This window comes from Mycolicibacterium grossiae (assembly GCF_008329645.1).
GTDB classification, from domain to species: Bacteria; Actinomycetota; Actinomycetes; order Mycobacteriales; family Mycobacteriaceae; genus Mycobacterium; species Mycobacterium grossiae.
Genome location: NZ_CP043474.1, coordinates 4447622 through 4468530 on the forward strand (window position 1 = coordinate 4447622; position 20909 = coordinate 4468530).

Annotated in this window: 20 protein-coding genes; 7 read left to right on the forward strand and 13 right to left on the reverse strand. The window is 70.5% G+C overall.

Annotated features, from left to right (window positions below):
- Positions 1-49 precede the first annotated feature (49 nt).
- Both FZ046_RS21400 and FZ046_RS21405 read left to right on the forward strand, forming a co-directional pair.
- Entirely contained in the window at positions 50-679 is a 630-nt protein-coding gene (locus FZ046_RS21400; RefSeq protein ID WP_070351476.1) for a flavin reductase family protein, read from the forward strand.
- Between the two features lie 119 nt (positions 680-798).
- On the forward strand, positions 799-1701 hold the full coding sequence (locus tag FZ046_RS21405; RefSeq protein ID WP_070351389.1) for an alpha/beta hydrolase: 903 nt from the start codon (positions 799-801) through the stop codon (positions 1699-1701).
- A gap of 9 nt (positions 1702-1710) precedes the next feature.
- Here the strand turns inward: FZ046_RS21405 and FZ046_RS21410 are convergent, their stop codons facing one another.
- The 8 genes from FZ046_RS21410 to eltD are packed head-to-tail and all read right to left on the reverse strand — an operon-like array spanning position 1711 to position 10593.
- On the reverse strand, positions 1711-2178 hold the full coding sequence (locus tag FZ046_RS21410; protein ID WP_070351390.1) for a ribose-5-phosphate isomerase: 468 nt from the start codon (positions 2176-2178) through the stop codon (positions 1711-1713).
- Complete coding sequence (derK, locus tag FZ046_RS21415; protein ID WP_070351391.1) at positions 2175-3932, reverse strand: D-erythrulose 4-kinase; 1758 nt, start codon at positions 3930-3932, stop codon at positions 2175-2177. The genes FZ046_RS21410 and derK overlap by 4 nt, the downstream gene beginning before the upstream one ends.
- Complete coding sequence (locus FZ046_RS21420; RefSeq protein WP_070351392.1) at positions 3929-5062, reverse strand: ABC transporter ATP-binding protein; 1134 nt, start codon at positions 5060-5062, stop codon at positions 3929-3931. The genes derK and FZ046_RS21420 overlap by 4 nt, the downstream gene beginning before the upstream one ends.
- Complete coding sequence (locus FZ046_RS21425; RefSeq protein WP_070351393.1) at positions 5059-6201, reverse strand: ABC transporter ATP-binding protein; 1143 nt, start codon at positions 6199-6201, stop codon at positions 5059-5061. The genes FZ046_RS21420 and FZ046_RS21425 overlap by 4 nt, the downstream gene beginning before the upstream one ends.
- Positions 6201-7079, reverse strand: a complete 879-nt coding sequence (locus FZ046_RS21430; RefSeq protein WP_070351394.1) for a carbohydrate ABC transporter permease — start codon at positions 7077-7079, stop codon at positions 6201-6203. The genes FZ046_RS21425 and FZ046_RS21430 overlap by 1 nt, the downstream gene beginning before the upstream one ends.
- Positions 7080-7082: 3 nt before the next feature.
- On the reverse strand, positions 7083-8039 hold the full coding sequence (locus FZ046_RS21435) for a carbohydrate ABC transporter permease (RefSeq protein WP_070351395.1): 957 nt from the start codon (positions 8037-8039) through the stop codon (positions 7083-7085).
- A 32-nt stretch (positions 8040-8071) separates the two neighbouring features.
- Entirely contained in the window at positions 8072-9490 is a 1419-nt protein-coding gene (locus FZ046_RS21440) for an extracellular solute-binding protein (RefSeq protein WP_099045801.1), read from the reverse strand.
- 14 nt (positions 9491-9504) lie between these two features.
- Positions 9505-10593: an erythritol/L-threitol dehyrogenase gene (gene eltD, locus FZ046_RS21445; protein ID WP_070351478.1), complete on the reverse strand. Its 1089-nt coding sequence runs from the start codon at positions 10591-10593 to the stop codon at positions 9505-9507.
- A gap of 140 nt (positions 10594-10733) precedes the next feature.
- Here eltD and FZ046_RS21450 point away from each other — a divergent pair, with 140 nt between their 5' ends.
- A complete protein-coding gene (locus tag FZ046_RS21450) occupies positions 10734-11783 on the forward strand; it encodes a sugar-binding transcriptional regulator (protein WP_070351396.1) in 1050 nt (349 codons plus the stop codon).
- 9 nt (positions 11784-11792) lie between these two features.
- Positions 11793-12083, forward strand: a complete 291-nt coding sequence (locus FZ046_RS21455) for a hypothetical protein (RefSeq protein ID WP_083297981.1) — start codon at positions 11793-11795, stop codon at positions 12081-12083.
- 4 nt (positions 12084-12087) lie between these two features.
- Here FZ046_RS21455 and FZ046_RS21460 read toward each other — a convergent pair whose 3' ends face one another.
- Complete coding sequence (locus FZ046_RS21460) at positions 12088-13581, reverse strand: FGGY-family carbohydrate kinase (protein ID WP_070351397.1); 1494 nt, start codon at positions 13579-13581, stop codon at positions 12088-12090.
- Positions 13582-13629: 48 nt separating this feature from the next.
- A complete protein-coding gene (locus tag FZ046_RS21465; protein WP_070351479.1) occupies positions 13630-14442 on the reverse strand; it encodes an acyl-CoA thioesterase domain-containing protein in 813 nt (270 codons plus the stop codon).
- Positions 14443-14510: 68 nt separating this feature from the next.
- On the opposite strand from FZ046_RS21465, the gene FZ046_RS21470 reads away from it, so the two are divergent.
- A complete protein-coding gene (locus FZ046_RS21470; protein ID WP_070351398.1) occupies positions 14511-15458 on the forward strand; it encodes a LysR family transcriptional regulator in 948 nt (315 codons plus the stop codon).
- On the opposite strand, the gene xylB is transcribed toward FZ046_RS21470, so the two are convergent.
- Positions 15442-16839, reverse strand: a complete 1398-nt coding sequence (gene xylB / locus FZ046_RS21475; RefSeq protein WP_070351399.1) for a xylulokinase — start codon at positions 16837-16839, stop codon at positions 15442-15444. The genes FZ046_RS21470 and xylB overlap by 17 nt on opposite strands.
- A gap of 149 nt (positions 16840-16988) precedes the next feature.
- On the opposite strand from xylB, the gene FZ046_RS21480 reads away from it, so the two are divergent.
- Positions 16989-18101: a DoxX family protein gene (locus FZ046_RS21480; protein WP_070351400.1), complete on the forward strand. Its 1113-nt coding sequence runs from the start codon at positions 16989-16991 to the stop codon at positions 18099-18101.
- A gap of 68 nt (positions 18102-18169) precedes the next feature.
- On the opposite strand, the gene FZ046_RS21485 is transcribed toward FZ046_RS21480, so the two are convergent.
- A complete protein-coding gene (locus FZ046_RS21485) occupies positions 18170-19567 on the reverse strand; it encodes a GntP family permease (RefSeq protein WP_070351401.1) in 1398 nt (465 codons plus the stop codon).
- The gene (locus tag FZ046_RS21490; RefSeq protein ID WP_070351402.1) at positions 19567-20073 is read right to left on the reverse strand and encodes a gluconokinase; all 507 of its coding nucleotides are present in this window, start codon (positions 20071-20073) and stop codon (positions 19567-19569) included. Before FZ046_RS21490 ends, FZ046_RS21485 begins: the two co-directional genes overlap by 1 nt.
- Before the next feature lie 125 nt (positions 20074-20198).
- Here FZ046_RS21490 and FZ046_RS21495 point away from each other — a divergent pair, with 125 nt between their 5' ends.
- Positions 20199-20903 carry a FadR/GntR family transcriptional regulator gene (locus FZ046_RS21495; protein ID WP_070351403.1) on the forward strand — a complete coding sequence of 235 codons (705 nt, stop codon included), beginning with the start codon at positions 20199-20201 and terminating at the stop codon, positions 20901-20903.
- Positions 20904-20909 lie beyond the last annotated feature (6 nt).

Here is a 20909-nt window from a genome sequence, read left to right on the forward strand (position 1 = left end):
CGGATATACCGTTCACGATCGTCGAACGGTCACTCAGGAAGGCATGACGATGGCGCGAGACGATGCGCACTTCTACCGACCCGCCGAGGGCACCGGTCTCCCCCACGACCCGTTCAACGCCATCGTGGGTCCGCGGCCGATCGGCTGGATCTCGACCGTCGATGCCGCGGGAATCCGAAACCTGGCGCCGTACAGCTTCTTCAACGGCTTCAACTACCACCCGCCGATCATCGGCTTCAGTTCGATCGGCTGGAAGGACAGCGTCGCCAACGCCGAGGCGACCGGTGAGTTCGTCTGGAACCTGGCCACGCGGGCACTGGCCGAGCCGATGAACGCCACGTCGGCCGCCGTGGCGGCCGACGTCGACGAGTTCGACCGCAGCGGTCTGACGGCGGCGCCGTCCCGCGAGGTGACGGCGCCGCGCGTCCTGGAGAGCCCGGTGAACTTCGAATGCCGGGTGACGCAACTGATTCGGCTCGCCGACGTCGACGGCAGCGAGGTCGACTCCTGGCTCGTTCTCGGCCAGGTGGTCGCCGTGCACATCGACCGCGAGCACCTGGTGGACGGCGTGTACGACACCTACGGCGCGCGCCCGATCCTGCGGGCCGGCGGCCCGGCGAACTACGCCGAGATCGGCCCGGACGACAAGTTCGAGATGGTCCGCCCGGACGACCGGTGAATCGGACGCGGGCACCAGGCGTTCCACCGTGACGACCACCCCTTCGTGACGGCCAGCCCTGCGCGGGTCCTGCGTCCGCCACTCGGCGTCCCCATGCGTCCCGACCGGAAGCGAGCACCGTGTCCCTCCTGTCCACCCCGCTGATCGCCGACGCACTCGCCCGGCTCTTCGCGAGAGCCGTCACTCCCCGACCACGGGTGCGGCTTCCCGAGATCGCGGTGCCGACGACGACGGTCGGCATTCCCACCCGGCACGGCGACGTCGAGGCGACCATCTACCGCCCGGCCACCGCCATCGGCGCACCGGTCTACGTCAACGTGCACGGCGGCGGCTTCGTGGTGGGGCACCGCGAGCAGGACGACCCCTGGTGCCGGTATCTCGCCGACCGGGCCGGCGTCACCGTGGTGAACGTCGACTACGTCCTGGCACCGCACCGGCGCTTCCCCGCCCCGGTAGAACAGGTGCACGACGTCCTGCGATGGGCGGCGGACGACGGACGCGACTGGGATGGCGCGCGGCTCTGCGTCGGCGGGCAGAGCGCCGGCGGCAACCTCGCGGCGGGCGCCGCCCGGCTCGCCCTGCGGTCCGGCGGGCCCGCCATTGCGCTGCAGGTGGTGCATTACGCGCCACTGGATCTCGTCACGGCGACCGCCGACAAGCCGAGCCCCCTCGGCGACGGAGCCGTCATGAAGCCGTGGATGGGAGCGATCTTCGACACGGCCTACGTGCCGAACCCGGCCCGGCGACGCGACCCGCTGGTCTCGCCGGCCTGGTCCGGAGACGCCGAGGATCTCTCCGGCATCGCCCCGGCGCTGATCGTCACCGCCGAGTACGACCGGCTGCGCGACGAGGCGCGGCGCTACGCCGAGCGGCTCGACGCCGTCGGCGCGCTCGTCGAGTACCTCGAGGTGCCCGGCGTCGACCACGGCTACAACATCATGAGCGACGCCCCCGACGCCGAGACCGTGACGCGGGACGTCTACGCGCGCATCGCCGCGCACGTCACGCGGGCCACCGCCTGACGGCGGCGGCTACTGCGCGACGGGCTCGTAGGAGCAGATCGCGTCGACCTTGTCGGCGGACTTGCTGTTCGGGTCGAACTCGTAGCCCAGCCATTCCCTGGCCAGCCGGCGCGCCAGTTCGAGGCCGATCACGCGCTGCCCGAAGCACAGCACCTGGGCGTTGTTGCTGAGCACCGACCGCTCGACGGAGAACCCGTCGTGCGCGGTGACGGCCCGGATGCCGGGCACCTTGTTGGCGCTGATCGCGACGCCGAGTCCGGTGCCGCACACCAGCAGTGCGCGATCGGCCTTGCCCTCGGCCACCAGCCGTGCCGCCGCGACCGCGATGTGCGGATACGCGGTGTCCTCCTCGGTGCCCACGCCCACGTCGGTCACCTCGGCCACCCGCGGGTCCGCGTTCAGGTCGCCCTTGAGCGTCTCCTTGTACTCGTAACCGGCGTCGTCGGAGCCGACGACGATCCGCAGGGGCTTGCTCATTTCCCGTCCTCCTTCGCGCTGCGCGCGTAGCTCTCGGCGACCGTCCGGGCGCACATCGCCAGCGACGTGGCCCCCGCGTCGGGGGTGCCGACGCTGCGCTCGGCGAGCGGTCGCGCGCGCCCGACCTTCGGGCGCATGTCCGCGGTGGCCTTGGCCGCGTCGGTGGCGACCTCGGCCGCGGCACGCCAGGCGTCCTGCCAGTCGCTGCCGTCACCGACGCGGCGTTCCAGTTCCTCGGTGAAGGGCAGCAGCGCGTCGAGCATCGTCTTGTCGCCCGGCGACGCGCCGCCCAGTCGGATCAACGCGTCGTAGCCGTCGCGCATGCCCGCGGCCACGGTCGCCGATTCCGGCGTGCCGGTATCGCCGAGCCGCGCGCCGAGTGCGGTCAGCAGTGCGCCCCAGAGCACGCCGGACGTCCCGCCGGCCTTGGCCGCCCACGCCTTGCCCGCCGCGGCGAGCGTAGAGCCCGGCCCGGCACCGTCGGCGACGGCCTCGGCGGCGGCGGCGCTGGCCGCCGTGGAGCCCTTGACCATGCCGCGGCCGTGGTCGCCGTCACCGGCCACGGCGTCGATGCGGCCCAGTTCGTCCTCCACCCCGGCGAGCATGGTCGCGATGGCGTCGAGCGCTCGGGCGATGCGCGCCGCGGCGGCGCGGCCCTCGTCGTCGGAGAGGGCCGCGAGGTCCACCACCGGCGCGGCGGCGTCGGCCGCGGCGTCGGTACGCACGGCCGCCGAATCCGACTGTGCCGCAGCACCCTTGCGGTAGGCCGGGCTGTCGGCCGGTGCCCGCCAGTACCGCTCCAGCTCATCGTCCAGCCACATCACCGTCAGCGAGCAGCCCGCCATGTCGAGGCTGGTCACCAGCTCCCCGACCTCCGGCTCGATCACCTCGTAGCCACGCTCGCGCAGCAGCCGCGACACCGTGCCCCACACGACGAAGAGTTCCTCGTACTTGGTGCGACCCAGCCCGTTGAGGATGACGGCGATGCGCGTGCCGTGGGCAGCGCCGTCGGCGGCCTCGTAGTCGCCCAGCACCCCGTCGACGAGGGTGTGCGCCAGCCGTTCGGCCGTTGGCATTTCCTCGTCGGCCACGCCCGGCTCGCCGTGGATGCCCAGGCCGAGGCCCATGTGTCCCTCGGGCACCGTGAATAGCGGATGGTCCGCGCCGGGCAGCGTGCAGCCGTCGAACGCCACACCGAGCGTGCGGGTGGCGGCGTTGGCCGCCTCGGCCACCCGGATGACACCGGCCAGGTCGAGGCCCTCCTCGGCCGCTGCGCTGGCGCACTTGAACACCGTGAAGTCCCCGGCGATGCCGCGGCGCTTGGTCTCCTCGCCCTGCGGGGCGCTCGCCACGTCGTCGGTGACGGCGAAGTACGCCGCCTCGATGCCCTCGCTGCGCAACTGGTCCACGGCGAGGGTGAAGTTCATGACGTCACCGGCGTAATTGCCGGTGGTGAGCAGGACGCCCGCATCCCCGTGCGCGGCGCGCGCGACCGAGGCGGCCTCCTCGGCCGACGGCGAGGTGAAGATGTTGCCGACCACCGCGCCGTCGGCGAATCCCGTTCCCACGGTGCCGCAGAACGCCGGATAGTGGCCGGATCCGCCGCCGATCACCACGGCGACCTTGCCGGGACGGGTCTCGTATGCCCGCACGACGCCGCCGGGGACGCCGACGACGTAGCGCGCGTTGGCGTCGAGGAAACCCACCAGCATGTCCTCGGTGAAGCGGGCGGGATCGTTGAACAGCTTCGTCATCGCAGCCGCTCCCCCGTGCCGGCGTCGAACAGGTACACCCGTTCGGCCGGGGCGGTCACGACCACCTTCTGCTCGGGCTGGTACTCCTCGGCTGCGGGCGTCTGCACGACGATGCCGTCCTCCATGCCCGCGACGGTACTGGTGGCCAGACCGAATTCGAGCAGGTGCTCGAAGTAGGCGACGGTGACCGCGACGCCGGATCCGGCAGGCACATCGGCTGACAGTGCGCAATCCTGCGGCCGGATGCCCACGGTGACCTCGGTGCCGTCGGCGACGGACGTCGCCGTCGTCTCGAGTGACCCGGCGCCGGAGCCGATCTCGACGCGGGTCCGCCCGTCGGCCACCCGTGCGACACCGCGGACGACGTTGATCTGCGGTTCGCCGACGAACTGGGCGACGAACAGGTTCGCCGGATCGTCGAACACCTCGTCCGGCGTGCCGAACTGTTGCACCACGCCCGCGTCCATCACGGCGAGGCGGTCGGCCAGTGACAGCGCCTCCACCTGATCGTGGGTGACGACGATCGTGGTGTAGCCGAATTCCCGCTGCAGCACCTTCAGTTCGCGCCGCACCCGCTGCCGGGCCGAGGCATCGAGGTGGCTGAGTGGCTCGTCGAGCAGCAGCACCGGTGGGTTGCGCACCAGCGCGCGCGCCAGCGCCACGCGCTGCTTCTGCCCGCTGGACAGGCCCGCGGGCCGCAGACCGAGCAGATCGTCCATCTCGAGCCGCGCACTGATCGAGTCGACCATCTGCTCTGCGCCGGCGACCTTGCGCGCCTTCAGGCCGTACAGCAGGTTGTCCCGCACCGACAGCGGCGGGTACAGCGCGTAGCTCTCGAAGCCGACGCCGATGCCGCGCTTGGCAGCCGGCAGCTGCGAGATCTCGCGATCGCCGATCCTGATCGACCCGCTGGTGACGGTCTCCAACCCGGCGATCATCCGCAGCGTCGTGGTCTTGCCGCAGCCCGACGGTCCCAGCAGCGCGACGAGTTCCCCGGGCGCGATGTCCAGGTTGATCCCCTTGACGGCCTGGAAGCTCTCCCGTCCGCGGGCGCTGTAGGTCTTCACCAGGTCGGTGAGCGTCAGGCTCTGGGCGGTGGTGGTCGTGGGGGTGGGAATGGTCGCGGTCACTCCGCTGCCTCCAGGATCTGGTCGTGGGCACCGAGCCGCCGGGTGTCGCCGTCACCGGCGTCACCGCCCGGGTCCGGCTGGGCGGCGAAGACGTGGACGTCGGCATCGGCGACGGTCATCGACACCTCACTGCCCTCGCCGACGCCCTCCCTGCCGGACGCCAGCACGATGAGCTGTTCGCCGCCGATGGCGACGGTCAGCTCGACGTTGCGGCCCAGCCGCTCGGCCAGTCGCACGGTGCCGCGCAGGTGTCCGTCGCCGGCGACGTGCACGTCGCACGGCCGCAGGCCCACGCGTACCCGGTCACCCGAGCTGACGGTGACGTCCGGGGGCACGGGCACGTCGAACGAGCCGTCCCCGGTCGCGCTACCGAGCCGGATCCGGCTGCCGTCGACGACGCCGTCGAGGAGGTTGATCTCGGGCTGGCCGAGGGCCTTGGCGACGAACGTGTCGGCGGGCGAGCGCCAGATCTCCTCCGGCGTGCCGATCTGCACCAGCCTGCCGTGACGCATCACCGCGATGCGGTCACCGAGCGCGAGCGCCTCCTGGTAGTCGTGGGTGACGTAGATCGTCGTCGTGCTCGACATGGCGCCCAGCTGCTTGAGTTCGGCACGCATCGCCGCGCGCAGCTTGGCGTCGAGGTGGCTGAGCGGCTCGTCGAGCAGGTAGACGTCGGCCGGACGGACCAGCACCCGGCCCAGCGCGACGCGCTGGCGCTGGCCGTTGGACAGCTCGCGCGGGAAGCGCTTGAGCAGGTGGTCGATGCCGAGCGTGGTGGTCACCTGCTTGATGCGCTCGGTCTGCTGCGCGTCGGTGTAGCGGCCGGTGCGCCCCGACTTCAACGGCGACGCCAGGTTCTCGCTCACCGTCTTCTGCGGGTACAGTGCGTAGCTCTCGAACGCCATCGCCACGTTGCGGTGGTAGGGCTCGACCGCGGTGACGTCCGTGCCGCCGATGGTGACCGAGCCGCCGTCGATGTCGACGAGGCCCGCCACGGACTTCAGCGTGGTGGTCTTGCCGGCGCCGCTGGGGCCGAGGATGACGAAGAACTCGCCGTTGGCGATGTCGACGCTGAGATCATCCACCGCCTGGGTCTTGCCGTAGGCCTTGGACAGCCCCTTGAGGGACAAAGTAGCCATCAGGCCTTCACCGCCCCGAAGGACAGGCCGCGCACCAGGTACCGCTGGATGGTGAGCGCGAGGACCAGCGGTGGGAGCGCCGCGATGAGCGCCGCCGCCGCGGTGAGGTTGTAGTAGGCCTGGCCGCCGCCGCCGAGGAACTTGGTGATGGCGACGGTGACGGTACCGGCGTTGCTGTCGGCGAGGATCAGCGGGAACACGTAGTTGTTCCACGCGAAGATGAAAGCCAGCAGCGCCGCCGCGGCGATGCCGGGCCGCACGATCGGCAGCGCGACCATCAGGAAGGCGCGTCGCCGCGTGTAACCGTCCAGCAGCGCGGCCTGCTCGAGGTCCTCGGGCAGGTCCTGGAAGTAGGACCGCAGGATCCACACCACCAGCGGCATGGTGACCAACTGCAGCACCCAGATCATCCCGACCTTGGTGTCGAACAGACCGATCTGGTTGTAGATCACGAACAGCGGGACGATCACCATCAACTCCGGCGCGAACCGGAACGAGAGCATCTGGAACATCAGGTCATTGGAGCCCCGGTACTGCCAGCGCCCCGCGGCGTAGGCGGCCGGGATGCCGATGACGAGCGAGACGATCACGGCCCCACCGCAGTTCAGCAGGCTGGTGAGCAGCGACGTCTTGAAGTCGACGCTCGTCATCTGCGTGCCCTTGTCGGACAGCACGGTGGCGAAGTTCGACCATGTCGGGCTGAACTGGAAGTAGGTGGTGGTCTGCTGCTCGGGATTCTTCAGCGCCAGCATCAGCATCCAGAAGATCGGGAACAGCGAGAAGAGGAACCAGAACACCAGTCCCACGTCGGCGGCCACCGACCCGATGGACAGTCGCTTCTGACCCGGCAGCAGCTCGGATCGGGAAAACAGGGCCATGCGTCAGGACTCCGCTCCGGCAGCTCGACGCTGCGCCTTGCCGAGCACGCTCACCAGGTAGCGCGCGGTGATGAACACGATGATCCAGAGCAGCAACATGTAGGTACTGCCCCGGGAGTAGTCGAGGTTGATGATCGAATCCTCGAAGGCGCCGATCTGCAGGGACCGGGTGGCGACGCCGGGGCCGCCCGCGGTGAGCACGTAGATGTGGTCGAAGACCTTGAGGTTGTCCATGAACCGGAAGATGACGGCGACCAGGATGTAGGGCCACAGCATCGGCAGCATGAGCTTGCGGAACATGTAGAACCAGTTGGCGCCGTCGACCTCGGACGCCTCGAACGGTTCCTTGGGCAGCGACCGGATGCCGGCCAGCACGAGGATGGCCACGAACGGGGTGAAGATCCAGACGTCGACGAGGACGACCGAGAACAGGGCGTTGCCCGCGGACAGCCAGTCGAACGTGTTGCCCAGCCCCAGAACGTGATTGAGGATGCCGAACTGGGGGTTGAACATCAGCTTCCAGATCACGCCCGCAATCACCGGCGCGATCATCAGCGGGAGGATCAACACCTTCTCGAAGATCTTGCCGATGATCGACGAGCGATTGAGCAGCAGCGCGAGCCCGACGCCGAGCACCGTCTCGACCGCGGTGGCGGCCACCGCGAACGTCAGCGTGACCTGGACGCTCTTCCAGAACACCTGGTCGCCGAGGACCGAGGCGAAGTTCTGGAACCACACGAAGTGCGGATTCGGATTCACCGCAGCGTAATTGAGGAAGGCGTAGTAGGCACCCACCACGAACGGGTAGAGGATCCCGATCACGATCACCAGGGCGGGGATCGACAGCAGATAGGGCCTCAGCGAGCGGCGCCAGGCGGGCACCTCGGGCAGGGTGCGGCGGGACGCCGCGGCGGGCTGGTCCGGCGAGGTGGCCGGCGCCTTCGGGGTCTGGGTCGTCACGAGGGGTCCTGTTCGGCCATCGGCCACGGCTCCTAGAGGTTGACCTTGGAGGTGTTGGTCTTGGCGAGGCTGCGGAGCCTCGTCGCGGCGTCGTCCCCGCCGTAGATGTCCTGCAGCGCCACCGCCCAGTTCTGCGTCGTATCGAAGAACTTCTTCTGGGGGGTGAACTGGATCTTGGACTGGCCGATGACGGTCTCGAACGCCTCGAGGTAGCCGTACTGGTCGGCGGCGACCTGCTTGAAGGTGGTGTCGAACACCGACTTGCGGACGGGGTCGGCGTAAGTGCCACCCCGGACGGCCTTGTTCATCGAGTCCTTGCCGGTGGCCCACTGGATGAACAGCCATGCGGGCAGCTTGTTGCGCGAGTTCGCGCTCATCGCCCAACTCCAGGTCCACAGGTTCGTCTTGTAGTTGCCGTCCGGTCCGGCGGGCCCCGCGTACCAGGCGATGTTGCCGGCCTCCTTGCTCGCACCCGGCTTGTTCTTCGGGTACGTCGCGCTGTCGGCGTCGAACACCATCATCGCCTTGCCGTCACCGAGATCGCCGGTGGCGTTCGGGTAGTCGTAGGTGGTCCACGACGTCGGGCCGGCCTGGTGCTGGAGGTCGATCCACTTGCGGGTGAAGTCGATGGCGTCGTCGCTGTCCATCTCGGCGATCAGTTCCGAGCCGTTCCAGGTGTAGTCGACCGCGCCCTGCCGGGTGTACTGCGTCATGAAGCCGGGGTGGATGGTGGCCCAGGACTTCGAGCCGCGTGTCGACAGGCCGTACCGGTTCTCCGAGCGGTCGGTGAGATCGATGGCCAGCTGGATGAAGTCGTCGAGGTTGTCGGGCAGCTTGGTGATGCCCTTCTCGTCGAAGATCCGCTTGTTGTAGGCGACGACGTTGTTCTCGAAACCCCACGGGATGGCCCACTGCCCACCGGTTCCGAGCGGGTTGCCCAGCGTGAAGTCCCAGCGCGTCGAGGTCCGCAGTCCCTCGAAGATGTCCTCGAAGTCGTACTCCGCGCTCGTCGCCGAGGTGTTCTGCAGCCACGGGGTGAGGTCCTCCACCCAGCCCGGCGGACCGTACTGCCAGATGAAGTAGGCGCCGAGCATGAAGGCATCGTGCTTGCCCGAGCCGCCCGCCAGTTCGGTGTTGAGCTTCGTGAAGTAGTCGGCCTCCGGCACCAGGTCCACGTTGACGGTGATCCCGGTGAGTTCGGTGAACTCCTTGAGCAGCGGCTGGTAGGACAGCTGGTAGGGGTGCGGGGTCTGCAGGATGTTGATGGTCGACCCGGCGGCCTTGCGCCAGTCGAAGCCGCCGCCGACCTCGCCTGCGCCGTTCGGGGCGCTGGCCTTGCCTCCCACTCCGCACGCGGAGAGCACGGGCAGGCTGACGGCGGCGGTACCCGCCAACCCCATGGCGGTGAGCATGTTTCGGCGCGAGAGCCGAGGTCCGGTGAAGCGTGTCATGTCGTCGATGCCTCTCAGGCCGGGATGAGTGAGACCTTGACCGACTCCTTGCCACTGGCCACCAGGTCGAGGCCCTTCTGGAATTCGGTCAGTGGCAGCTGGTGGGTGCAGATCTCGTCCATCGGCAACGTGCCGGACTCGATCATCTTGATGGCGGCGGGCCAGCAGTACGGGCCGAGATGGGCGCCCAGCACGTCGAGTTCCTTGTCGTCGCTGATGATGCTCCAGTCGACGGTCACGTCACTGCCGAAGACGCCGTACTCGACGTAGCGGCCCAGCTTGCGCAAGAGGTTGAGGCCCTGCGGCACCGCGGAGGTGTGGCCGGTGCCCTCGAGGTAGACGTCGGCGCCGTAGCCCTCGGTGAGGTCCTTGACGATCTTCTCCGCGTCCTCCTCTGCGATGTTGATCGTCAGGTCGGCGCCGCACTTGGCCGCCAACTTCAGCTTCTCCGGGGCCAGGTCGAGGGCGATGACGCGCATCGCGTTCTTCGCCTTGGCGCCGGCGATCATGCCGAGCCCGATGGGGCCGCAGCCGGCGACGACGACGGTGTCCTCGAAGGTGATCTGGGCACGCTCGACGGCGTGCAGCGCGCACGACAGCGGCTCGGCGAACGCCGCGTGCTGGGGAGCGATGTCACCGGAGACCTTGTGCACCAGCGCTTCCGCCGGGTAGACCATGTAACTCGCCATGGCGCCGGGCGTGCGGCGCTTGAAGCCGTACAGGTCGTGGGGCTGGCACATGTGGTACTGCCCGCGCTTGCAGAACCGGCATTCCCAGCACGGCACGATCTGCTCGGAGACCACGCGGTCGCCGACCGCGATCCCCCAGCGTCGAGCGGCCTCGTCGTCGAGTTCGACGACCCGGCCGACGAATTCGTGCCCGGGGATCACCATCGTCTCGGCCCAGGCAGGGCGGTTCTCGTCACCCCAGAACTTCGCGGCGCCGTGGTAGCACTTGAGGTCGCTCGCGCAGATGCCGACCGCTTCGACCCGGATGAGCGCCTCGCCGGGCTTGCGCTGCGGGACGGCGACCTCCTCGAGCCGGTAGTCGTTGGGTCCGTGACAGACGACTGCCTGCATCTTCTCGGGGATTCCGTCGCTCATCGCACGCCCTTCCATGGCAGTGAACGCATGTGTGGTCGCGCTCACAGTATCGGCGCTCTGCACATTTGTCCAGAACGTCTGTTCAACAAAATTCCGCTCAGAACATATGTGCATGCGGGATTCGGTGACATACTCGGGGCATGCCTCGGCCGGCCCAGCCCAACCCCGCGGTGGCCGTCGACGGTGCGGCCGGCGGTGCCGTGCCCATGGCCGAGACCAGCCACTTTCCGCCGGCGCTGCTGTACACCGCGGCGCGGCTGTACTACGAGGACGACGCCACGCAGGCCGAGGTGGCCGAGAAACTCGGCACCAGCCGCGCCACGGTGAGCCGCCTCCTCGCCGAGGCCAAGCGCCAGGGCATCGTCCGGATCGAGGTGGTGCCGCCCGCGGAGGCCCGTCCCGGCGACCTCGCCGACCAGCTCGCCCGCGCGCTCAAGCTCGAGAGCGTCTACCTCAGTGCGCCGCTACCGATTCCGGCCCCCGGCCGCACCGTGCTGGACGTCATGGGACGCGCGCTCGCCCCCGCGGTGGGGCGGGCACTGAGCGAGGCGGGGCTGCTCCCCGGTGACGTGCTCCTGGTGTCCTCGGGCCGCACCGTCTACGAGGTGGCACAGCACGAACTCACGTCGCTGCCCGGCGTCGTCGTCGCCCCCACCGTCGGCGGCAACGACCAGCCCGAGGAGTGGTACCAGACCAACGAGATCACCCGGCTGGTCGCCAATCGCGTCGGTGGTCGCGCGAATTATCTGTTCGCTCCGGCACTTCCGGGCCCGGAGCTGTACCGGTCGCTGTTGAAGGACCCCAGCATCCAGCGGGTGCTGCACCAGTGGCCGACCGCGCGGTGCGCGCTGATGGGCGTCGGTGCGCCACCGCTGACCCGTTCGGACATCCCGCGATTCGTGCCGACCGGCTCGTCGTCGCTGCGCGCCGCCGTGGGCGACGTCTGCTCACGCTTCTACGACCGGGCCGGAGCGCCCGTGCACTTCGAGGGCAGCGACCGCCTCATCGCCCTAGAACTCGAGTCGCTGCACCACGTTCCGGTCACCATCGCGGTGGCCGTGGGCCAGGACAAGATCTCCTCGATCACCGCCGGCGCCCGCGGCGGATACTTCAAGCAGCTCGTCACCGACCCGGTCACGGCGCAGGCGCTGCTCGACGACGTCCGGACCGGTAACCCCGGGAAGGATTAGCATGTGGGGGTGTTCGCGCATCGTCGACGCATCTTCCGCGACCCGCCCGTGCCGCTGACCGCAGCTCGGGAACGCGCGGCCAACCACGCCGCGGCACGGTCCGCGCGCGAGGCGCGTCGGTCGTTTCGTACGATCCGCGGCCAATACCGGCGCTATCGCGCCGATGCGGGCCCGCAGTATCTCGATTGGCCGCGCTGGCGCTCGGCATACCTTCGCGAGTATCGCGGAGGCGACCAGGTCAACGAAGGCGGCCTCACATCGTCCAGTCACCCCCTGACGGGAGGCATGGGCGCTCCCTGAGTACTCAGCCGGCAGGTGGCGCCGGATCGGTGGTCGCCAGCCGGTGCACCTGCGTCCGCGTCGCCGGATACAGCTCGCGCCACGTGCCGTAGAGGTCTTCGTAGAGGGCCCGGGTGCCCGGATTCGGGACGATCTCGCGCGAGATCCTGGCCCAGTCCGTCCCGGCCGGCACCATGCCGACGCCGATCGCCGCGAGCAGGGCGTCGCCGTAACTCGCCCCGATGGCCTGCTCGGGCACCAGTTGGACGCGACCGGTGACGTCGCTGACGGCCTGCGCCCACACCGGGCTGCGGAGACCACCGCCCACGGCGACGGTCCGCGTGCCCGAATGGGCGTCGTCGAAGCGCTCCAGGATCTGCCGGATCCCAAAGGCGATGCCCTCGTAGGCCGCCCGGAAGAGATGGCCGCGGCCGTGCCGCAGCGTGAGGCCTGCCAGCACGCCGCGCGCCTTCGGATCGAACACCGGGGTCCGTTCACCGGCGAAGTACGGCAGCACCAGCAGCCCCTCGCTGCCGGGCGGGACCGCCGCGGCCTCGGCCACCAGCTCGTCGAACGGCGCTCCGCCGGTGACGGTCTGCAGCCACCCGATCAGGCTGCCCGCGGTCGACGTGCCCGCGGCGAGAGCGAGGCTGCCGTGCTCGATGCCGGCCGTGGTCCATAGCGTCGGATCGCTGAAGTACTCGTCGATGATCTGAACGAGGAACATCGTCGAGCCGTACATCAGCATCTGGTCACCGGGGTGGCGGACGCCCACCGAGAACGCCTCGGAGTACGCGTCGACGGTGCCGGCGACGACGGGCGTGCCCACCGGCACTCCCGTGGCGGCCGCCGCGGCGGCGTGCACGGTGCCGACCACGTCGCTGGGCCACACCAGCCGCGGCAGCGGCAGGTGGCCGCAGATCCGCTTGGCCCACGGCAGGTTCCAGTCGAAGTCGCGGGTGGCGTACAACGGGTCGCACTGGCTGGCGGTGTGGTGATCCATCACGTACTCGCCGGTGAGCTTGGCGGCGACGTAGGAGTTCGAGCCGTACCACCCTGCCGCGGCGGCGAACACCTCCGGCTCGTGCCGGTGCACCCACTCGAGCTTCGGCCCGACGGCCTGGCTGGACAGCAGGGTACCCGCCCGTTCCAAGATGGCATCGGTGCCGAATTCGTCCGTCAGCGAATCGATTTCGTCGACGGCGCGAGTGTCCACGCCGTAGAGGATTGCCGGTCGCAGCGGCCGCAGGTCGGCGTCGCAGAGCACCAGGCAGGGACCCACGCCGCTGACGCACAGGGCGCCCAGCACGCCGCCGGTGGGCATCCGGGCGACCAGCTTGCCCGCCACCTCGCACACCTCGCGCCACCACAGCCCCTCGGCGTCGACCTCGGCCCAGCCCGGGCGGGGCAGCGACATCGCGTGGGGAACCGTCTCGGTGGCGATGACCGACCCGGCGGCGTCGACCAGGACGCCCTTCGTGCTCCCCGTCCCCATGTCGATGCCGAGCAGCAGGTCCACGCCGCCAACCCTACGTCGGGGGTCCGCCCGGGAGGGCGGGGACGGCGGTCATCGCGTCCGGTCGGGGAAGGGGTCGTCGGTGAAGTCGATCTGCGCCGCCGGGTTGCTCACGGCGGTCACCATGCCGGTGCCGAACGGGCCCGCGTCGTCGAACAGCGTGGCAGTACCGACGCCGATGCCGTCGGCCGTCCAGTGCGCGTCGGCCTGCACCCCGATCCAGCCGTCCTTCGGCAGTCGCGCCAGCGCGACGGTGAGGTCGCCATTGATGTAGCCGACGCCCGCCGAGCCGAGGTTGGTCACCAGGCTGGTGCCCTCGGCGGCCATCGCGGCGTTCACCAGCGGCGCGTTCTGCCGGCCCTCGATGGCGTCGATCGAGCGGTTCAGACACCGCTTGCGCTGCGCGTTCTGATGGTCGGCGATCGCCGTGGTCCAGCCGTGCCCGTCCGAACCGACGTAGATGTGCCTGCCGTCCACGACGTCGTCGGGCCGTTCGAACACCGGCTCGGCCCTCCACTCCTCGCCGCGCGGCGGCTCCGAGCGGCGGTACTGCACCAGGACCGCGCGCACGATCGTGGCGTCGTCCTGCACCAGCTCGCACTCGGCATTGCGCACCCGGCGGCCCTCGCGCAGCACCCGGGTCCGGACGAGCGTCGGACGGCTCCGGCCGGCCTTGAACAGGTCGACCGTCAGGCGGGCCGGGGTGAACTCCGGGTCGCCGTAGCGGTCGTCGAGCGCCGCTGCGGCGAGCCCGACGAGCGCCGGGCCGTTGAGGTGGTCGTCGCCCCAGTGGCTCTGCGCGAACGGCGTCGGCGCGAACACGTCGTCAGAGGTTCGGGTGAAGTGCGCCGGGCGAGCGGTCATCTCGGCATCGTCGCACATGGCGAAACGGTCGCCCGCCGTGCGTTCGGCATGGGCGCACAATGTGTGCCGTGGACACGCGCCGACTGCACCTGCTGCTCGCCCTGTCGCGGTTGGGGTCGATGCGTGCCGTCGCCGAGACCCACCGGCTCACCACCTCGACGGTGTCGCAGCAGATCGCCGCGCTTGCCCGGGAGGCCGGCACGCCGCTGATCGAACCCGAGGGCCGCCGGGTGCGGCTCACCCCGGCCGGGCGGCGGCTGGCCGACCACGCCGTCACGATCCTCGCTGCGGTCGACGCCGCCCGCCTCGACCTGGACCCGGACGCCGAACCCGTCGGCACGCTGCGCGTCGGCGGCTTCGCGACCGGCATCCGGGTGTCGCTGCTGCCGATCGTCGCCGACCTCGCGCGGCGGCACCCCGGGATCGAGGTGGTGATCTCCGAGTACGAGCCGCGGGAGGCGTTCGCGCTGCTGGCCGACGACGACCTGGACCTCGCGCTGACCTACGACTACGACCTGGCGCCCGCAGCACCCGGGCCGGTGCTGGAACCGGTCGCGCTGTGGTCCGCCCGCTGGGGACTCGGCGTGCGGGCCGGGGACGCCACCGGTCCCGACGTGGCACTCGCCGACTTCGCCGAGCACACCTGGATCGTCAACTCGCGCAACACCGCCGACGAGGATGCGGTGCGCACGCTCGGCGCGCTCGCCGGGTTCACCCCGCGGATCGCACACCAGATCGACAGCCTCGACCTGGTCGAGGACCTCATCACCGCGGGCTACGGCGTCGGATTGCTGCCGCTCGACCGGCCGACCGCCGCCGGCGTGGACGTCCTGCCGCTGCGCGACCACACCGTCACGCTCACCGCCTATGCGGTCACCCGGGTGGGACGGTCGACGTGGCCGCCGCTGCGGGCCGTGCTGGACGGGCTGCGACCCGACGACGCACCCTCGCAGGCACGGTGGCCGCGCCCGACGGCCCGCGAGCGCCCGGGCACCGCGCTCACTGACCCAGCGTGAGCCGCTGCGCGGCGTGGTAGCGCTCGACCACCGCGGGCGTCGGGTCGGCCTCGTAGGTGGCCGTCTCGCCGATCGTCCACGCGGGCGGGGCGTCGCCGCCGGCCGCCGCCCACGCCGCCTGACGCGCGGCGCCCAGGGCCACGTACTCCCCCGGGGTCGGCACGTGCACCGGCTTGCCGAGGATCGCCGGGGCGATGCGTCGGACGGCCTCGGAGCGCGCGCCGCCCCCCACCAGGATCACGCGGTGGACGGCGATGCCCTCGGCAGCGATGCGGTCCAGACAGAAGGCGATGGAACTGAGCAGCCCCTCGACCGCGGCCCGCGCCACGTTGCCGGGGGTGAGATTGCGCGTCGTCACCCCGTGCAGCGCACCCTCGGCGTCGGGCAGGTTGGGTGAGCGTTCGCCGTCGAAGTAGGGCACCAGCGCCAGCCCCTGCGCGCCGGCGGGCGCGGCGAGCGCCAGCCGGTCGAGTTCGGCGAAGTCGACCCCCAGCATGCGCGTGACCGCGGCGAGGACCGGAGCCCCGTTCAGCGTGCACACCAGGGGCAGCTGGCGGCCGGTGGCGTCGGCGAAACCGGCCACCAGCCCGGAGGCGTCGTGCGGCGCGGCATCGCCCACGGCGCTGACCACGCCGGACGTGCCCAGCGAGACCACGCAGTCGCCGGGACCGGCCCCGACGCCCAGCGCGGCGGCGGCGTTGTCGCCGGCGCCGGCGCCGAGCAGCGCCCCGGAACGAGTCGTACCGGCGGTTCCGGCCGGGGCGACTACCTCCGGGGTGGCCGGCCGGCGGCCCCGCATCGCCAGTTCGAGCAGTTCGACGTCGTAGGTGCCGTCGGCGGCGGAAAAGTAGCCGGTGCCGCTGGCGTCGCTGCGGTCGGTGCGCAGGTCGGCGAGGTCGGCGCCGCCGGTCAGCCGCCACGTCAGCCAGTCGTGCGGAAGACACACGGCCGCGGTCGCGTCGGCGTGCCCCGGTTCGTGGTCGACCAGCCAGCGCAGCTTGGACGCGGTGATGGCGGCGACCGGGACGACGCCGATGCGGTCCGCCCACGCGGCCGGACCGCCGAGTTCGTCGACCAGTGCCGCGGCGGCGCCGCTGGAGCGGGTGTCGTTCCACAGCAGCGCGGGCCGCACCACCTCGCCGCCCGCGTCGAGGCACACCATGCCGTGCTGCTGGGCGCCCACCGAGACCGCGGCGACGTCGTCGAGGCCACCCGCGGCCGCGGCGGCGTCGCCCAGCGCCGCCCACCAGGCGGCGGGATCCACCTCGGTGCCGTCCGGGTGCGTCGCCGAACCCGACCGCACGATCTCGCCGGTGTCGGCGTCGCAGACCAACACCTTGCAGGACTGCGTGGACGAGTCGATTCCCGCGACGAGGGTCACCGCGTTCTCCTTGCTCTCAGGGGTCACCGACAGAAGCTACCTGCGCTGAAGGGGCTGCGGGCAGTGCCTCGCTGACGGCGCAACGGCCACCCCGGATCTAGATCAGATGCGGTGTTTGTCGCCCCGACCCCGGGGGAATAACCGGGGCCATGTTGATCAGACGCGTCGCCCGACCCATGTTGGCCACCACCTTCATCGCTCGCGGTGTCGATTCGCTGCGCAGCCCGAAACCCGCCGCGGACGCGGCGCGTCCGACGCTGGACGGCCTGAGCAAGCTCCCCGACCCGGTCGGCCCCAACGTCCCCACCGACGCCGAGACGGTCGCCAAGGTCACGGCAGGCGTGCAGATCGGCGCGGGTCTGCTGCTCGCCACCGGTAAGCTGCCGCGACTGGCGTCGGCCGCCCTCGCGTTCAGCGTGGTGCCGGGAAGCCTTGGCGCACACGCGTTCTGGAACGAGACGGATCCCGAGCGCAAGGCCAACGAGCGGCGCGCCTTCCTCGCCGACGTCAGCCTCATCGGCGGCCTGATTATCGCCGCCGTCGACACCGAGGGCAAGCCGTCGCTGGGGTGGCGCGGGCGTCGGGCCGCCCGCAAGGTCTCCGACTCCGTCGCCGGCGTCCTGCCCTCGTCGTCGTCGGGCGCACTGATCGACAGCGACCTGGTCGACCGCGTCGGGCAGAACCTGCAGAGCGGGCTGCACGTGGGTGCCGAGCGGGGCCGCGAGCTGGCGCAGGTGGCCTCCAAGCGCGGTGCGGAGTTCGCCGAGGTGGCCTCGAAGCGCGGAGCCGAACTCGCCGAGGTCGCGCAGAAGCGCGGTGCGGTGCTGGCCGAGGTGGCCCGTGACCGTGGCGCCGAGCTGGCCGAGGTCGCCCGCGACCGCGGTGCCGAGTTCGCCGACGTCGCGTCCAAGCGGGGCAGCGAGTGGGCCGACGTCGCGTCGAAGCGGGGCAGCGAGTTCGCCGACGTCGCCTCCAAGCGCGGTGACAAGCTCGCCAAAAAGGCGCAGAAGCGCAGCGAGAAGCTGGCTGCCGAGGCGCAGAAGCGCAGCGACAAGCTGGCGAAGAAGGCGCAGAAGCGCGGTCCCGAGCTGGTGTCCGTGGCGCGGTCGCGCGGCCTCGACCTGGCCGACCGCGCCATCGATCGGGGCTATGAGTTCGCCGATCTGGCGTCCGACCGTGGCGCCGAGTTGGCCGAGACCGCACGCAAGCAGGCCAAGCAGGCCCGCAAGGACGCCAAGAAGCAGGCTCGCCGGCTCAGCTGACCCGCGGCCGACATCGACGAAGCCGGGTCCCCGTCGGGGGCCCGGCTTCGTCGTATGCGCCGGTCGCGTCAGATCACCAGGTCGAGCAGGAGCACCACGGCCAGGCCGCTGACCGACAGCACGGTCTCCATGATCGACCAGGTCTTGATGGTCTGGCCTACGGTGAGCCGGAAGTACTGGTTGACCAGCCAGAAGCCGGCGTCGTTGACGTGGGAGAAGAACAGCGAACCGGCGCCGACGGCCAGCACGACCAGCGACACCTCGCCGGAACTCATGCCCTCGATCAGCCCGATCATGAGCGACGACGCCGTCACCGTGGCGACGGTCGCCGAGCCGGTGGCGAGGCGGATGAGCACCGCCAGGCCCCAGGCGAGCAGCAGGACCGACACGTTGGTGCCCTCGGCGAGGTTCTTCAGCGCGGTGCCGATGCCGGTGTCGACGAGCACCTCCTTGAAGCCGCCGCCCGCGGCGACGATGAGGATGATGCCCGCGACGGGCGGCAGGCTCGATTCGATGGTCGTGGTGATGCGGTCACGGCCCATGCCGGCGCCGCGGCCGAGGGTCACCATGCCGACGATGACGGCGATGAGCAGGGCCACCAGCGGTGTGCCCAGGGTGTCGAACAGCACCCGGAACCACTGCGACTCGTCGTCGATGAAGATGTCGACGAGCGCCTTGCCCAGCATGAGGAACACCGGCAGCAGCACCGAGAACAGCGTGATGCCGAAGGACGGCCGGGCGCGGGTCTCGCGTTCGGCGTCGTCGTCGGTCTCCCAGGTGTCCGGTGCGCCGACCACGACCCAGCGACCCGCGAGCTTCCCGAACAGCGGGCCGGCGATGACGATGGTGGGTACCGCGACCAGCACGCCGAGTGCGAGCGTCACGCCCAGGTCGGCCTCCAGGTAGCCGATCGCGGCGAGCGGTCCGGGGTGCGGCGGGACGAACCCGTGCATGGCGGACAGACCCGCCAGCGCCGGGATGCCGATCGTGATCAGCGACAGCCCCGAGCGCCGAGCCACCAGGTAGATCACCGGCATCAGCAGGACCAGGCCGATCTCGAAGAACATCGGCAGGCCGATGATCGCGCCCACCAGTGCCATCGCCCACGGCAGCATGCGCGGCGACGCGTGGCCGACGATGGTGTCGACGATCTCGTCGGCTCCGCCGGAGTCGGCCAGGAGTTTCGCGAACATCGCGCCGAGCGCGATGAGGATGCCGACGCTCGCCGCCGTCTTGCCGAACCCGTCGGTGAACGACGCCAGCACGGTGGTGAAGGACTCCCCGGCCACCACGCCGACGGCGAACCCCCCGAAGATCAGGCCGAGGAACGGATGCAGCTTCACCACCGTGATGAGCAGGACGATGACGGCGATGCCGACGGCGAACGCCAGCGCCAACCGTGGCGTGGAGGCGACCGGCTCGGCCAGTTCGGGCGCGTCGGCGAGCAGGGTGACCACGGTGTTCATCACTTCTCCAGTCCCGTCAGCGTGACGTAGTCGTCGATGATCGAATCGATGTTCTGGTCGACGTCGATGGCGACGCCGCGCTCGTCCGGACCAAGCGGCTCGAGGATGTCGAACTGCGACTGCAGCAGCGATGCCGGCATGAAGTGGCCAGGGCGGCTCGCCTGCCGGCGGCCGATCACCTCGGGGGTGCCACTGAGGTGCAGGAAGCCGACGTCGGGGCAGTGTCGGCGCAACTGGTCGCGGTAGGACCGCTTGAGTGCCGAACAGCTCATCACGCCGCCGTCGTCGTGTTCGGCGAGCCACTGTCCGATGGCTTCCAGCCAGGGGCGACGGTCGTCGTCGTCGAGCGGATGACCGGCGGACATCTTGGCGATGTTGGCGGCGGGATGGAAGTCGTCGGCGTCGGCGAACGGGACCCGCAGGCGCTGAGCCAGCGCGGCGCCGACGGTCGACTTGCCGGAGCCGGACACGCCCATCACGACCACGGGTCCGTGGGCGGCGGTCATCGGCGACCGCCTACGCAGTGGTGCTTCACGTCACACACTCTCTCGCAATAGTCTGACCATTGCAAGCAGACACCGATATTGTTCAGTCCAGAGGACCGCGCGACCCGGTATGACAGGATGTATCCGTGTCCGGTCCGTCCAATGTCAGCGCGCTGCACGACAGCCTGCTGACCGCGATCGGGTCGGAGATCGTCTCCGGGACGCTGCCCAGTGGAGACGTGATCACCCTCGACGGCGTCAGTGCGACGCACGGAGTGTCCCGCAGCGTCGCGCGCGAGGCGATCCGCGTGCTCGAGTCGATGGGCATGGTGTCCTCGCGCCGCCGGGTGGGCATCACCATCCAGCCGGCCGAGCAGTGGAACGTCTTCGACCCCCGCGTCATCCGCTGGCGCCTCGACTCGGGCGACCGCGCCGCACAGCTGGTCTCGCTGTCCGAGCTGCGCCGCGGCTTCGAGCCGGCCGCCGCGGCGCTGGCCGCCCACCGCGCCGATCCGCACCAGTGCCGCATCATGGCCGCCGCGGTGTCCGACATGGTGATGCACGGCCGGTCCGGCGACCTCGAGTCGTACCTGTTGGCGGACAAGGTGTTTCACCGCACACTCCTCGAGGCGAGCGGCAACGAGATGTTCCGCGCACTCAACGGCGTCGTCGCCGAGGTGCTCACCGGCCGCACGCATCACGGGTTGATGCCCGAAACGCCCAACCCGGCGGCGATCGAGTTGCACGACCAGGTCGCCAGAGCGATCCGGCTGCGCGACGAGGCGGCCGCCGAGGCCGCCATGCGGGCGATCATCGACGAGGCCGCCAGCAGCGTCATTGAGGGTGATTGACTGCAT